The organism is Herbaspirillum sp. SJZ099, assembly GCF_007828355.1.
In the GTDB taxonomy this organism is placed as follows: Bacteria; Pseudomonadota; Gammaproteobacteria; order Burkholderiales; family Burkholderiaceae_D; genus Herbaspirillum.
In genome coordinates, this window is sequence record NZ_VIUO01000008.1 from 82,707 (window position 1) to 95,811 (window position 13,105).

General features: G+C 64.4%; 15 protein-coding genes. 4 read left to right on the plus strand and 11 right to left on the minus strand.

Annotated elements, in window-relative coordinates:
- Positions 1–58: 58 nt before the first annotated feature.
- A complete protein-coding gene (locus FB597_RS16400) occupies positions 59–1,180 on the minus strand; it encodes a branched-chain amino acid ABC transporter substrate-binding protein (RefSeq protein ID WP_141914786.1) in 1,122 nt (373 codons plus the stop codon).
- Positions 1,181–1,602: 422 nt separating this feature from the next.
- On the opposite strand from FB597_RS16400, the gene FB597_RS16405 reads away from it, so the two are divergent.
- A complete protein-coding gene (locus FB597_RS16405) occupies positions 1,603–2,415 on the plus strand; it encodes a phosphodiester glycosidase family protein (protein WP_144770106.1) in 813 nt (270 codons plus the stop codon).
- Positions 2,416–2,788: 373 nt separating this feature from the next.
- On the opposite strand, the gene FB597_RS20535 is transcribed toward FB597_RS16405, so the two are convergent.
- Positions 2,789–3,172, minus strand: coding sequence for a hypothetical protein (locus FB597_RS20535; protein ID WP_255517199.1), 384 nt, complete (start codon positions 3,170–3,172; stop codon positions 2,789–2,791).
- 104 nt (positions 3,173–3,276) lie between these two features.
- Between FB597_RS20535 and FB597_RS16415 the strand changes: the two genes are divergently transcribed.
- From FB597_RS16415 to FB597_RS16420, 3 genes are all read left to right on the plus strand, one after another.
- A complete protein-coding gene (locus tag FB597_RS16415) occupies positions 3,277–4,122 on the plus strand; it encodes a M15 family metallopeptidase (protein ID WP_255517200.1) in 846 nt (281 codons plus the stop codon).
- Positions 4,123–4,398: 276 nt separating this feature from the next.
- Positions 4,399–4,575: a hypothetical protein gene (locus tag FB597_RS20320; protein WP_183405749.1), complete on the plus strand. Its 177-nt coding sequence runs from the start codon at positions 4,399–4,401 to the stop codon at positions 4,573–4,575.
- Between the two features lie 133 nt (positions 4,576–4,708).
- Positions 4,709–5,191, plus strand: coding sequence for a GNAT family N-acetyltransferase (locus tag FB597_RS16420; RefSeq protein ID WP_144770107.1), 483 nt, complete (start codon positions 4,709–4,711; stop codon positions 5,189–5,191).
- 98 nt (positions 5,192–5,289) lie between these two features.
- On the opposite strand, the gene FB597_RS16425 is transcribed toward FB597_RS16420, so the two are convergent.
- From FB597_RS16425 to ssuC, 9 genes are all read right to left on the minus strand, one after another.
- The gene (locus FB597_RS16425; protein ID WP_141914789.1) at positions 5,290–6,219 is read right to left on the minus strand and encodes a CysB family HTH-type transcriptional regulator; all 930 of its coding nucleotides are present in this window, start codon (positions 6,217–6,219) and stop codon (positions 5,290–5,292) included.
- Complete coding sequence (locus tag FB597_RS16430) at positions 6,216–7,295, minus strand: sulfate/molybdate ABC transporter ATP-binding protein (RefSeq protein ID WP_144770108.1); 1,080 nt, start codon at positions 7,293–7,295, stop codon at positions 6,216–6,218. Before FB597_RS16430 ends, FB597_RS16425 begins: the two co-directional genes overlap by 4 nt.
- Before the next feature lie 12 nt (positions 7,296–7,307).
- Entirely contained in the window at positions 7,308–8,207 is a 900-nt protein-coding gene (cysW, locus tag FB597_RS16435; protein ID WP_141914791.1) for a sulfate ABC transporter permease subunit CysW, read from the minus strand.
- A gap of 1 nt (position 8,208) precedes the next feature.
- Entirely contained in the window at positions 8,209–9,099 is an 891-nt protein-coding gene (cysT, locus tag FB597_RS16440; protein WP_141914792.1) for a sulfate ABC transporter permease subunit CysT, read from the minus strand.
- Between the two features lie 193 nt (positions 9,100–9,292).
- Positions 9,293–9,901 carry an alpha/beta hydrolase gene (locus FB597_RS16445; RefSeq protein WP_144770109.1) on the minus strand — a complete coding sequence of 203 codons (609 nt, stop codon included), beginning with the start codon at positions 9,899–9,901 and terminating at the stop codon, positions 9,293–9,295.
- 68 nt (positions 9,902–9,969) lie between these two features.
- Positions 9,970–10,800, minus strand: coding sequence for an EAL domain-containing protein (locus tag FB597_RS16450; RefSeq protein ID WP_141914794.1), 831 nt, complete (start codon positions 10,798–10,800; stop codon positions 9,970–9,972).
- Positions 10,801–10,886: 86 nt separating this feature from the next.
- Positions 10,887–11,102: a molybdopterin-binding protein gene (locus tag FB597_RS16455; protein ID WP_006464491.1), complete on the minus strand. Its 216-nt coding sequence runs from the start codon at positions 11,100–11,102 to the stop codon at positions 10,887–10,889.
- A 100-nt stretch (positions 11,103–11,202) separates the two neighbouring features.
- Positions 11,203–12,042: an ATP-binding cassette domain-containing protein gene (locus tag FB597_RS16460; RefSeq protein WP_141914795.1), complete on the minus strand. Its 840-nt coding sequence runs from the start codon at positions 12,040–12,042 to the stop codon at positions 11,203–11,205.
- A gap of 202 nt (positions 12,043–12,244) precedes the next feature.
- Positions 12,245–13,102 carry an aliphatic sulfonate ABC transporter permease SsuC gene (ssuC, locus tag FB597_RS16465; RefSeq protein WP_144770110.1) on the minus strand — a complete coding sequence of 286 codons (858 nt, stop codon included), beginning with the start codon at positions 13,100–13,102 and terminating at the stop codon, positions 12,245–12,247.
- Between the last annotated feature and the right edge of the window lie 3 nt (positions 13,103–13,105).

The following is a 13,105-nucleotide window of genomic DNA, read 5'->3' on the forward strand; positions in this document are numbered from 1 at the left end:
ATGGGGCATTTCGCGGTTTGACGTCAAGTCGGACGATCGCGCCAACGAGAGCGCTAAATTACTTCGCCTCGGTCTTGGTGGCATCCTTGTGCCAGGTGTAGACGACGAAGTTGAACGACTTCAGGTCGCCCTTCTTGTCGTATTCCACGGTGCCGATCGGGGTCTTGAAGCTGTTGGCGTGGATATAGGCAGCCACCTTGGTCGGATCGGTCGACTTGGAACCGGCGATGGCGTCGGCGATGATCTTCACGCCCGAGTAGGCCGGCATCTGGAACGGGCCGTTCGGGTCGCGCTTTTGCGCGGTGAAGGCCTTGACCAGCGCGGCGTTGGCCGGATCGGCGGCAAAGTCGGCCGGCAGGGTCACCAGCATGCCTTCCGAAGCGGGGCCGGCGATGGCGGTGATGTCCTTGTTGCCCACGCCTTCAGGGCCCATGAACACGGCCTTGACGCCCTGCTCGCGCGCCTGGCGCATGATCAGGCCCATTTCCGGGTGGTAGCCGCCGAAGTAGACGAAGTCCACGCCTTGCGACTTGAGCTTGGTGACGATGGCGGAATAATCGCTGTCGCCGGCATTGATGCCTTCAAACAGCACCACAGGCACCTTCGCGGCATCCAGCGCGGTCTTGACCGAAGTCGCCACGCCCTGGCCGTAGGACTGCTTGTCGTGCAGCACGGCGACCTTCTTGGGCTTCAACTTCTCGATCACGTAGCGGGCGGCAGCGGGACCTTGCTGGTCGTCGCGGCCGATGGTGCGAAAGATGTACTTGTGCGGCTTGGCTTCGGTCAACTGCGGCGCGGTGGCCGACGGGGTGATCATCACCACGCCTTCGTTTTCATAGATGTCGGAAGCCGGGATGGTCGAGCCCGAGCACACGTGGCCGATCACATACTTGATGCCCTGGCTGACGATCTTGTTGGCCACGGCCACGGCTTGCTTCGGTTCGCAGGCGTCGTCCATCAGCACCACTTCGAACTTGTTGCCGTTGGCGCCGCCGGCGGCGTTGATCTGCTCCACGGCGGTCAGCGCGCCGGCCTTGACCATGTCGCCATATTGGGCGACGGCGCCGGTCATCGGGCCGGCGATGGCGATCTTGACGGTTTCAGCGTGCGCGACGCCCGAAAAGGCGGCAACTGCGGAGACGGCCAGAGCGATCTTGGTGAGACGGTTTGCGGATTTCATTGACGTTTCCTCCAGATATTTTCGTTTCAAGGGGCGGCAGCAAACGCTTGCGCACATTGGGCGCCGATTCTCTGACCCTTATTATTTCGGGCCCCGGTCGGCACATGGGGGCAGAGTGTAACACTGCCGTCATATACGACAACTTTTTTTTGAGAAATCGCCATAACCCATCATTCCCACCCCTTTAAATTTGATTTTTCACACGTTTTGTTCGTTATTTATTTGGATTTGAAAATCACGGCACTCTCCGCACCGCAACATCGGCGTGCCGGCCCTGCGCCGCAAACGCCCGCCCCACCGCACGTTGCCGAAGGCAGAACTTTTCCTATGGCATCCCCTCTCCTGAGGCATTTACAATGAGGCCCCGCCCCTTTCCGTGAATGTTCAAGCCGGGAGCAAAACCGGCAGACCTGCACAACCAGATGCGCTTTCCCTTTTTCCCCTTTACCTTGCGCCGCCCCCGTCTGCGCCCAAGCCTGCCTTTCGCCCTGCCGCTGGCCGTCGCCCTCCTCGCCCTGGCCGGCCCGGACCCGGCGCATGGGGCCGACCTGAAACAGTACCAATACCGGCAAACCTTCATCAGCGCCTGCCGCGCCGACCCGCGCACCGATGTCATCCGCACCTACTGGAAGGACGAGGCCGGCGTGCCATTAGGCACCTTCGCGCGGCTCGATACCCTGTTGCGCGCGCAAAACCAGGAAATGCTGTGCGCCACCAACGCCGGCATCTACGACAAGCAGTTGCAACCGCTGGGCCTGTACATCGAGAACGGCAACGTACTGCGCAAGCTCAACACGCGCCAGAATGCCTACGGCAACTTTTACATGCAGCCCAATGGCGTATTCATCCTGGGAGAAGACAAGGCGTACATCGTGGAAACCTCGGCATTCTCAGCCGAGGCCGAGCGCTGGAGCGCGCTGAGCCGCTACGCCACGCAATCCGGGCCGCTGATGATCATGGCCGGCCAGATCAATCCGCGCTTCGATCCCAATTCGCCCAACGCGGTCGTGCGCAACGCCGTGTGCCTGGATGCGCAGGGAATGGTGACGCTGGCCATCGCGCGCAACCCGATCAGCTTCTACGACTTCGCCGTGTTCCTGCGCGACGAGCTCAAATGCAGCGATGCGTTGTATCTCGACGGCAGCATCTCGCGCATGTATCCCACGCTGGAGGCGAATATAGGGCCGGCTTTCAGCGCGATGATCGCGGTCATGAAAAAGCCGCCATCCCAATGAAGCCGCAGGCCGGGCCAGGCTGGGCCTGCATGCGAGCGCGATCCGACAAAAAAAGCCCGCAGCAAATGACCGCGGGCAAGTTCCCTCGCAAGAGGGAGGTTGAAGGAACAGTTCAACCATCTCTAGGAGTCAAGGCCTGAAAAAAAAGTTCGGCGATATTTTCGGCGCTTGCCGGATGCCAGAGCCTCTTCTGCGGCCAGCCATCGCCGCATGGCCGCTCCCTGTCAGGCCCGGCCATGCCGGACACGCGCGACCTGGCGCCGCGCTTTCTCTTGGCCAATGAAAAACGCCGCGACGGCATGCCGTCGCGGCGTATGCAGCGCTGTTCCCGCTGCATGGGACTTGCCCTGCGGCGCTAAGCGCCGTTCCAGGCCTACTTCTTTTCGCCGCTATCGCCGGCCGCCGGGGCCGCCGGGGCTGGCGGCGTGTCAGTCGGCGGCGCTGCAGATGGCGCAGCCGGAGCGGCTGGAGCCGCCGGGCTGGCCGGTGGAGGGGACGGCTCGGCCGGGGAAGTTGCCGCCGGCGGCGTGGCCGGCGCTTCGTCGCGCTTGTTGCAACCGGCCAGAACGGTGGTGAATACGGCAGCAGCCAAGAGTGTGTGGCGAATCAGCATATTTTGCCTCCAAAGGTTGTTAATGATGGATTTGCCGAAGTTCATCGGTTTGCCGACATTCGACTCCTTCTGATCTGGGAACCTGATCTTGGAACGCATTTCATCAATCAGCGAATACGGTTTAATTATTCCCGTTTCAGCCATACCCGCCTGTCAGAGAACGACGCATATTCATGTCAGCCATCCAAGGGGGAATTTACCGTCATGGCCGCTCAAATCGGCGTAAAAACCCCGTATCATCGCGACTTATGATCTCAATCATCGCCTCCCGTATCAGCCGAGCCGGCGCGTGGACCGCCATGCTGGCCGGCCTCGCCTTCGCGCCGGCCGCGCACGCCGATATCGTCCCGGTTTCCGCTGCGCAATGCGCCGCCATGAAAGCGCGCCATGTGATCACGCCGGCCAATCCCGTGCCCTGCGCGCGCCTGTCGACGGTCAGCTTCGACTACACCGACTTCGACGGCGCCACGCGCAGCGGCTCGGTGGTGGTACTCGACGCCGTCGCCCCGCAGGTCGAATCGCTGTTCGGCGAACTGCTGCTGCGCTCGACGCCGCTGGCCAGCGCCATGCCGCTGGAGAATTTCGACGGCGACGATGAAAAGTCGATGGCGGCCAACAACACCTCCGCCTTCAACGGCCGGCCCATGACCGGCGGCGGCGCCTGGTCCAAGCATGCCTACGGCGCCGCGATCGACATCAATCCCCTGCAAAACCCTTATGTGGGCAAGGCCGGCAGCCCGCAACAACAAGTGCTGCCGACGCAAGCCGGCGCGGACTCCCTGCAGCGCGCGCCGCTGCGCCCCGGCCAGGCGGAGGATCTGGTCGGCGTGTTCTACGACCACGGCTTCCTGGTCTGGGGCGGCAACTGGAAAGAGCCGATCGACTACCAGCACTTCGAGATCGGCAGCCGCGAATTCATCCGCAAGCTGGCCGCCATGCCGCGCGCCCAGGCGCGCGCCGAGTTCGAACGCTACGTGGCGCGCTACCGCAGTTGCGTACGCCAAGGCGCGCCGGCCCACGCCGGCGATGCCGATGACGATGCGCCGGAAGACATCGCGCTGCGCGACAACTGCGCAGCGCGCCTGCGTAAATGAGCACGCCGCGCCGCTGTCATCGGGGCGCCGCCTGCCTTGCCTCATCGCGCCAGCGTAAAGGCGTGTAAGTTTGGGTTAAAAAGCGCGGCGGGCGCGTCACGCCCGCCTCCGGCCCGCCTATACTTTCCCGGCAACATTCGAGTCTGGGCCTTAGCACCGGTTCATCATCTCCGCGGGAATCAGCCAAATGGAATTTCAGGCCATTTGGACGGCCCGATGAGATCATGAACAGGTTCTTGCGGCCCGGTGGCACACGCTTTCCTGAGGATGAACACCATGCCGATCAATTCCGTCTCTTCCAGCCATAACGCAAGCGCTCACGCGGCCCAGCCCCAGCCGGCGAAAAAGTCCGGCGTATCGTTCGCCGACCTGATGGTGGCCAGCCAGCCGGTGGCCCAGCCGACCAATACCGTTGCCAGCAGCGCCTCGACCTCCCAGGTCAACAAGGCTTAAGTCGCAAGCTCAGTCCCTGCGGCATCCGCCGGATGCAAAAAAGCCCGGAGGCGATCGCCCCCGGGTTTTTTCACGTGCTGCGCGTGTCTGGCGCGTGTCTATATACTGTGCCTTCCACGGGACAGGAGAAGACATGGAACAAGCCGGGGCCGCAGGCGTCTTGATCAGGCAAGCGCAGCGCGAAGACTTCGCGCAATGGAAAATACTCTGGGACGACTACAACGCCTTCTACGGACGTTCCGGCCCGACCGCCCTGCCGCTGGACATCACCAATACCACCTGGGCCCGCATCCACGACGAGGCCGAGCCGGTGCACGCGCTGGTGGCCGAAAGCCAAGGCCGCCTGCTGGGCCTTGCCCACTACCTTTACCACCGCAACACCATCCTGATCGGCCCAACCTGCTACCTGCAGGACCTGTTCACAGCCGAAGCCGCGCGCGGCAAAGGCGTGGGCCGGGCGCTGATCGAAGAGCTATACCGGCGCGCCGCCACAGCCGGCGCCGAGCGCGTCTACTGGCACACCCACCACACCAACGCCGCGGCACGCCGCCTGTACGATACGGTGGCGGTTGATTCCGGCTTCATCGTCTATCGCAAATCTATTCAGAGCCGCTGAAAAAAACGCCGCTGGCAAGGCGCGCCGACGCAGACAGTACGAAGGTACGGCAAGGAGGCGCAACGCGGCCAGCGGCGTTTTTTCAGCGGCTCGTCATACTATGCGCTGGCTTCGTTGAGCGCGCTGACGATGTCGGCCCGCTTGAGTTCCGGAGCAAACTCCTGGATGAAGTCGAAGGCATAGCCGCGCAGGTAGGCGCCGCGGCGCACCGCCAGCCGCGCGATGTTCGGCTTGAACAGGTGGGAGGCGCTGATGGGCAGCAGATCCTGGTGCTTCGCCTGGTCCACCGCCATCGACGCCACGATGCCCACGCCCAGCCCGAGCGCCACGTAATGCTGGATCACGTCGGAGTCCATCGCCGTCAGCACGATATCGGGCTCGATGCCGGCCTGGCGGAATGCCTCGTCGATATGGCCGCGGCCGGTGAAACCGACGTCATAGGTGATCAGCGGCCAGGTCGACAGGTCTTCCAGCGCGACCCGCTCCAGTCCCAGCAGCGGATGGCCCTGCGGCACCACGATCACGTGGCTCCAGGTATAACAGGGGAAAGACACCAGCTCCTTGAACTGCGACAGGCCTTCGGTGGCAATGCCGATGTCAGCCTTGCCCGAAATCACCCATTCGGCGATATGCTCGGGCGCGCTTTGCTGGAGCGCGATGCGCACCTGCGGGAAGGCCGTGCGGAACGCCTGCACCACGCGCGGCAGCACATAGCGCGCCTGGGTGTGGGTGGTGGCGATCGACAGCGTGCCGCTCTGTTCGCCGGAGTATTCCTTGCTGGCGCGGCGCAGGTTCTCGGCTTCCAGCAGCAGGCGCTCGACGATGCCCAGGATGCCCTTGCCGGGCTCGGTCAAACCGGTCAGGCGCTTGCCGTTGCGCTCGAAGATCTCGACCCCCAGTTCCTCTTCCAGCTCGCGGATCTGGCGCGACACGCCGGGCTGCGAGGTGAACAGCACGTTGGCCACTTCGGTCAGGTTGAAGCCGCAGCGCGCGGCTTCCCGGATGGATCGCAGTTGCTGGAAATTCATTGCGCCTGCCCTCCGTCCTGGTCGGCAAACACCCGCAAGCGGCGCGGCTTGACCACCAGGGTCTCGCCGCTCTTCAGGTTCAACTGGGAAAAACGTTCGTTGGAAATCACCGCCTCGATCAGTTGCGCGTTATCGTCGCGCTCCAGTTCCAACTGGGCCAGCGGGCCGATGGCGTGCGAACGGCGCAGCTGCACCACGATGCCTTCGGCGCCGGGCGAATAACGCTCCACCTCGATATCGTGCGGACGCACGAAGCCGATGCCGGCCACATCGCGCGCGTCGCCGTGGCCGGGCGCCTCGAAACGCGCCGCGCCGGTGTCGAGCACGCCTTCATGCAGGCGGCCGTGGAACAGGTTGACGTTGCCCAGGAAACCATAGACGAAGGGCGAGGCCGGCTGGTTGTACACCTCGGCCGGCGCGCCGATCTGCTCGACCCGCCCCTTGTTCATCAGCACCACCTGGTCGGCCACTTCCAGCGCCTCTTCCTGGTCGTGCGTGACAAAGATGCTGGTGACATGCAGTTCGTCATGCAGGCGCCGCAGCCAGCGGCGCAGCTCCTTGCGCACCTTGGCATCGAGCGCGCCGAACGGTTCATCCAGCAGCAGCACGCGCGGCTCCACCGCCAGCGCGCGCGCCAGGGCGATGCGCTGGCGCTGGCCGCCGGAGAGTTGCGGCGGATAACGGTCGGCCAGCCAGTCCAGCTGCACCAGCTCCAGCAGGCTCTTGACCTTCTCGCGGATGGCCGCTTCCGAGGGCCGCTGGCTGCGCGGCTTCACGCGCAGGCCGAAGGCGATGTTCTCGAACACCGTCATGTGCTTGAACAGCGCGTAGTGCTGGAACACGAACCCGACCTGGCGCTCGCGCACATGGCGCGCCGAGGCGTCTTCGCCATCCAGCAGCACCTGCCCGGAGTCGAGCGATTCCAGCCCGGCGATGATGCGCAGCAGCGTGGTCTTGCCGCAGCCGGACGGCCCCAGCAACGCAGTCAGTTCGCCCGCGGGGAAATTCAGCGAGACGTTGTCCAGCGCGATGAAATTGCCGAAACGCTTGTTGATCTGTTTGACTTCGATGCTCATGTCCTGCTCCTCTTATTCGCGGTTGCCGGCGGCCAGTTGATGATGGATGCGCCACTCGACCACGCTCTTGATCGCCAGCGTCACCAGGGCCAGGAAGGCCAGCAGCGAAGCCACCGCAAAGGCGCCGGTGATGTTGAATTCGTTGTAAAGGATCTCGACCTGCAGCGGGATGGTGTTGGTCTCGCCGCGGATATGCCCCGAGACCACCGACACCGCGCCGAACTCGCCCATGGCGCGCGCATTGCACAGGATCACGCCGTACAGCAAACCCCATTTGATGTTGGGCAGGGTCACGTGCCAGAAGGTGCGCCAGCCGGAAGCGCCCAGCACCAGCGCCGCCTCTTCTTCCTCGTTGCCTTGCGACTGCATCAGCGGGATCAGCTCGCGCGCCACGAACGGAAAGGTCACGAACACGGTGGCCAGCACGATGCCGGGCACGGCGAACAGGATCTTGATGTCATGCTCGCGCAGCCACGGGCCGAAATAGCCCTGCATACCGAACAGCAGCACATAGATCAGGCCCGAGATCACCGGCGAGACCGAAAACGGCAGGTCGATCAGCGTCAGCAACAGGTTCTTGCCGCGGAACTCGAACTTGGCGATGGCCCAGGCCGCGGCCACGCCGAACACCAGGTTCAGCGGCACGGCGATGGCCGCCGTCAGCAGCGTGAGCTTGATGGCCGACCAGGCGTCGGGCTCGACGATGGAAGCGACATAGACATCCCAACCCTTTTTCAGGGCCTCGTAGAACACCGACACCAGCGGCACGAACAGGAACAGCGTCAGGAACACCAGCGCGATGCCGATCAGCAGGGCGCGTACCCACCACGGCTCCAGCGTGGCGCCCGGCGTCAGCGGCGGCTCGCCGCGGTTGATCGCGCCGGCGGCAATGGAAGTTGCAGCTCCGCTCATGTCAGGACCTTTCCGCCTGGCCGCGCTTGCGGGTCCAGGCTTGCAACAGGTTGATGGTCAGCAGCAGCAGGAACGACACGATCAGCATCACCATCGCGATGGCCGTGGCGCCGGCGTAGTCGTACTGCTCCAGCTTGGTCACGATGAACAGCGGCGTGATCTCCGACACCATCGGCATGTTGCCGGCGATGAAGACCACCGAACCGTATTCGCCGGTGGCGCGCGCAAAAGCCAGCGCGAAGCCGGTCAACAGCGCCGGCAGCACCGTCGGGAAGATCACCCGCGTGAAGGTCTGCCAGCGGTTGGCGCCCAGGCTGGCGGCGGCTTCTTCCAGCTCGCGCTCGGCCTCTTCCAGCACCGGCTGTACGGTGCGCACCACGAACGGCAAACCGATGAAGGTCAGCGCCACCAGCACGCCCAGCGGCGTGAACGCCACCTTGATGCCCAGCGGCGCCAGCAGGCTGCCCAGCCAGCCGTTCGGCGCATACAGCGTGGTCAGCGCGATGCCGGCCACGGCGGTCGGCAGCGCGAACGGCAGGTCGACCAGGGCGTCGATGATGCGCTTGCCCGGAAAGCGGTAACGCACCAGCACCCAGGCCACGATGCCGCCGAATATCACGTTGAGCACCGCGCCCAGCAGCGAGGCGCCAAAGGTCAGGCGGTAGGAAGCCATCACGCGCGGCGATGTCACCGCTTGCACGAAGCCGTCCCAGGTGAGGGTGAAGGTCTTGAGGAAAATCGCGGACAGCGGGATCAGGACGATCAGCGCCAAGTAGAAGATGGTGAAACCCAGCGACAGGCGAAATCCCGGTAGTACGCGGGTGGGCCGGGCGGGCTTGAAAGCCCCGCCAACAGCCTGCGGCGCCGGAATGGGTACAGTTGAAGCGGTCATGGGGACGTTCTCTTTTTATTACAAATGCGACTATAGGGAGCCGATAATCGCACCCGATAGTTATAAAGAGAACGAAATTTTTCGCATTCCTTTAGACGAAAACCGCATAAAGACAAAGGGGAAGAACAAAGGAATGCGCGAGGAGAATTGCAGTTGCCGCAAGGAAACGATGATGCCGGAATATCGGCGCAGATCACCAGCCTGACGGCCTTACCTGCTCCAGCAAGCCCAGCAGCAGCTCCTGCCCCGCCAGCCAGTCGTCCAGCCCCGATTCGGCATTGATATGCCCCAGGGCCCCGGCCTGATGGAAAGACGCGCCCCAGGTCTTGGCCCATTGCCGGGCCCGCGGCGCACTCATCCACGGATCGTTTTCGCTGCCGACCACCAGGGCGGGAAACCTCAGGCGATAGCTGACCTCGTCGCCGACCTCGAACTTGCCGGGGTCGGCAGGCGCCACCAGCAGCGCTGCCGCGATGGGAAAGGCGGAGCCGGCTTCCGCCTGCAAGGCGGCGGCGCGATGCACCGTGGCCAGGCAGCCGAAACTGTGCGCCACGATCACCGCCGGCCGCCCGGATTGCGCCAGCACCTCGCCCAGTCGCTGCGACCAGCGCGGCAGGTCGGGTTGGCTCCAGTCGGTTTGCTCGACGCGCTCGAAGTTTGGGTAAAGCCGCTGCCAGCGCGATTGCCAGTGCTCCGGCCCGCTGCCGTGCAGGCCGGGCGCCACCAGCACGCGATAATCGGCCAGCCGCGCCAAATGGGCGGGGGCGGGAGCTGTGGCGGGCCGGGAAAACGATGTGTTCATGGAATCCTCGCGCAAGGGTCGCGGACATGGAAGTGCGGCTGTCCACTATGCCACAGCCGCAACCTGGGTCAGGCCGCCTGTGCGCCTTCCCCCGGCGGCAGCAGGCGCGCTCCCGGGGTATCCCACAGGTAGCCTTGCGCATGGATGGATTGGGCCAGCGCACTGCCATATTGCTCCAGCTTGTCGAACACCTCACGGTTTTCAACGCGCTTGAAGAAGACGCGCACGCCCTGCTCCGCCGCGCGCAACAACAGCAGGCCGACGCTGTCGGGATCGGGCAATTCGCGGGCATCGACCTTGATCAGGTCGGGCCGCACCTTGTCCAGCAGCCCCAGCGCCTCCAGCGGGCTGTTGGCCGAGACCCCGAGACGAAAACCGTTGCGGCGGTAGTTGTCCAGCACATAGTTGAGCAACCAGCGCTGGTTGGGGGTGACCACCGGCAGTTGCAGCACGATGCGCTCATGCGGCAGCTCCAGCACCGACAGGATGCGCCGGTAGGCGACGCCGTGGTTGCTGTTGACCGCCGCCAGCAGGCGCGCGTGCACCGACAGGTGCAGCTCGGGCGCAGCGCCGCCCGGACTGGCCTGGCGGTAATAATTGATCGCATGCAGCATGCGGCACAGCCGGTCCAGCTCCACCGATTCGTCATCGCTGGCGGCGTGGTCGAGCAGCTTCCACAGATGCAGCCCGTCATCGAACCCGGAATAACTGCGCGCGAAAGCCTCGTACGCGATGATGCCGCCGTCGCCGAATGCCCGCACCGGCTGGAAGGCCGACGTCAGCGAGGTGTTGAAATAGCGTCCGACCGCGCGCTGCTGCTCGTCCAGCCATACGTTCGACGCGGTGTGCGACGCCTTGTTGAGGCGCTCCAGATAAGCGTCCAGTGCCTGAGATGTCATCCGGGCAGCTCCATGAAAAGATGCGCCGCCCCCGCCAAAGGAGCGGCATGCGGCGGCTGCCGGCCGCCGTTGAACCTGAGAACCTCTTACAGCTTGGCGATCGAGACTTCGGTCGCCTTCACCAGGGCGACGACTTCGCTGCCGATGGTCAGGCCCAGGTCTTTCACCGAACGGGTGGTGATGACCGAGGTGACGATGCCGGCCGGGGTTTCGACATCGACTTCGGACACGACCGAACCTTCGATGATGGCTTTGACTTTGCCCTTGAACTGGTTGCGTACGTTGATGGCTTGGATGGTCATGCTGTGCTCCTTGGTGGATGATGCGGCGCCGGCACCTGCCTCGCCGCGATGGTTGAAATTCGCTTGATATTCGCTTGATATGCGGTTGATCAGATAACGCTTACACTGCCCATTGCACCTGCTGCACGCCGCGCGGCGCGAACAGTTCCAACTCTTGCCCGGCGGCCGGCTGCTCGCTGCCGGGATGGCGCAGCACACGCGCCAGAATGGCTTCTTCCAGCAGCGCGAACTGCGCCTGGCCGCGCGAACGCGGACGCGCCAGTTCGATGCGCTGGTCCAGCGCGACATGGCCGTCTTCGATCAGCAGCACGCGGTCGGCCAGGGCAATCGCTTCCTGCACATCGTGCGTGACCAGCAAGGCGGTGAAGCCGCGCTCCTGCCAGATCGATTCGATCAGTTGCTGCATCTCGATGCGGGTCAAGGCATCCAGCGCGCCCAATGGCTCGTCCAGCAGCAGCAGTTGTGGATCGTGCACCAGGGCGCGCGCCAGTGCTACGCGCTGCCGTTGCCCGCCCGAGAGCACCGCCGGCCATTCGCCGGCGCGCTGCTCCAGACCGACCTGGCGCAGCGACTGCAGGGCTTGCGGCGCGGCCTGCCTGGGCAAGCCCAGGGCCACGTTGGCCAGCACCCGCTTCCACGGCAACAGGCGCGAGTCCTGGAACATGATGCGGATCTCCGGATCGCCCTGGCCTTGCCCGTAGATCACCTCGCCCTGGCTGGCGGCGTCCAGTTGCGCCACCAGGCGCAACAGCGTGCTCTTGCCGCAGCCGCTGCGGCCGACGATGGCGACGAACTCGCCCGGCTCGATCGACAGGTCGATGCCGTGCAGGACTTCGCGTCCGCCGAACGACTTCGACAAGGCCTGCAGGCGGATGCCGATGCCCCGGTTGCCGGCGGCGGTGCGGCTGACTGCTTGATTTTCCTGCGCATGGATATGCATCGGGTTCTCCTGTGGGTTCAACCTAGATCCGGCAGTTGAATGGATTCGCCGGCGCCGTGATCGGCGTGCCAGGCAAGGCGCGACGACGCGGCGCATGCATAGCGCTCTCACCACCGGAGAGAACTGTATTAACTGTATTGATACTGCCAAAGATTGTTTTCATGCTCATCCTCAGAAAATGGCAAGCGGTCGACTGCCGGGCCTAGGTTGATTGATAGCCCGGATGCCAGCGCAGCCAGAAACGTTCCAGCGCACGCGCCGCACTGTCGGCCAGCTTGCCCAGCAAGGCATACAGCAGGATGCCCACCAGCACCACGTCGGTCTGCAGGAATTCCCGGGCATTCATGGTCATGTAGCCGATGCCGGCCTGGGCGGAAATGGTCTCGGCCACGATCAGCAGCACCCACACCAGCCCCAGCGCGAAGCGCAGCCCGACCAGGATGGACGGCAAGGCGCCCGGCAGGATCACGTCGCGGTACAGCGCCCAGCCCGACAGGCCGTAGCTCCTGGCCATCTCGATGAGCCCCTTGTCGACCGAACGGATGCCGTGGAAGGTATTGAGGTAGACCGGGAAGAACACGCCCACCGACACCAGGAACAGCTTGGCCGTCTCGTCGATGCCGAACCACAGGATCACCAGCGGGATCAGCGCCAGCGCCGGTATGTTGCGCACCATCTGCAAGGTAGTGTCGAGCAGCAGTTCGGCCCAGCGCAGGCTGCCGGACAGCAGCCCCAACACCAGGCCCAGCCCGGCGCCCACGGCAAAGCCGGAAGCCGCGCGGCCGCTGCTCACGGCCAGGTGGCGCCACAGTTCGCCGGACGCCGACAGGTTCCAGACCGCCTTGAGCACCGCCCACGGTTCGGGCAGGATGCGGCTCGACAGCCAGCCGGCCTGGGCCGCGATTTCCCACCAGATCACCAGCGCCAGCGGCAGCAGCCAGCCTATCCAGCCAGCGTTCTGCCAGCCCTGGCCTCTGCTGGCCTGGCCCTTGGATTTGCCCGCGCGTTCGGCCGGCACGCCGGAGACATCGACCACGGAATTGGAGGTTGCGCTCGTCATGGC

Bases quoted from the DNA above. Each gene is read 5' to 3' on its own strand.
- FB597_RS16400 (WP_141914786.1), bottom strand. From the start codon at position 1,180: ATGAAATCCGCAAACCGTCTCACCAAGATCGCTCTGGCCGTCTCCGCA.
- FB597_RS16405 (WP_144770106.1), top strand. From the start codon at position 1,603: ATGCGCTTTCCCTTTTTCCCCTTTACCTTGCGCCGCCCCCGTCTGCGC.
- FB597_RS20535 (WP_255517199.1), bottom strand. From the start codon at position 3,172: ATGGCTGAAACGGGAATAATTAAACCGTATTCGCTGATTGATGAAATG.
- FB597_RS16415 (WP_255517200.1), top strand. From the start codon at position 3,277: ATGATCTCAATCATCGCCTCCCGTATCAGCCGAGCCGGCGCGTGGACC.
- FB597_RS20320 (WP_183405749.1), top strand. From the start codon at position 4,399: ATGCCGATCAATTCCGTCTCTTCCAGCCATAACGCAAGCGCTCACGCG.
- FB597_RS16420 (WP_144770107.1), top strand. From the start codon at position 4,709: ATGGAACAAGCCGGGGCCGCAGGCGTCTTGATCAGGCAAGCGCAGCGC.
- FB597_RS16425 (WP_141914789.1), bottom strand. From the start codon at position 6,219: ATGAATTTCCAGCAACTGCGATCCATCCGGGAAGCCGCGCGCTGCGGC.
- FB597_RS16430 (WP_144770108.1), bottom strand. From the start codon at position 7,295: ATGAGCATCGAAGTCAAACAGATCAACAAGCGTTTCGGCAATTTCATC.
- cysW (WP_141914791.1), bottom strand. From the start codon at position 8,207: ATGAGCGGAGCTGCAACTTCCATTGCCGCCGGCGCGATCAACCGCGGC.
- cysT (WP_141914792.1), bottom strand. From the start codon at position 9,099: ATGACCGCTTCAACTGTACCCATTCCGGCGCCGCAGGCTGTTGGCGGG.
- FB597_RS16445 (WP_144770109.1), bottom strand. From the start codon at position 9,901: ATGAACACATCGTTTTCCCGGCCCGCCACAGCTCCCGCCCCCGCCCAT.
- FB597_RS16450 (WP_141914794.1), bottom strand. From the start codon at position 10,800: ATGACATCTCAGGCACTGGACGCTTATCTGGAGCGCCTCAACAAGGCG.
- FB597_RS16455 (WP_006464491.1), bottom strand. From the start codon at position 11,102: ATGACCATCCAAGCCATCAACGTACGCAACCAGTTCAAGGGCAAAGTC.
- FB597_RS16460 (WP_141914795.1), bottom strand. From the start codon at position 12,042: ATGCATATCCATGCGCAGGAAAATCAAGCAGTCAGCCGCACCGCCGCC.
- ssuC (WP_144770110.1), bottom strand. From the start codon at position 13,102: ATGACGAGCGCAACCTCCAATTCCGTGGTCGATGTCTCCGGCGTGCCG.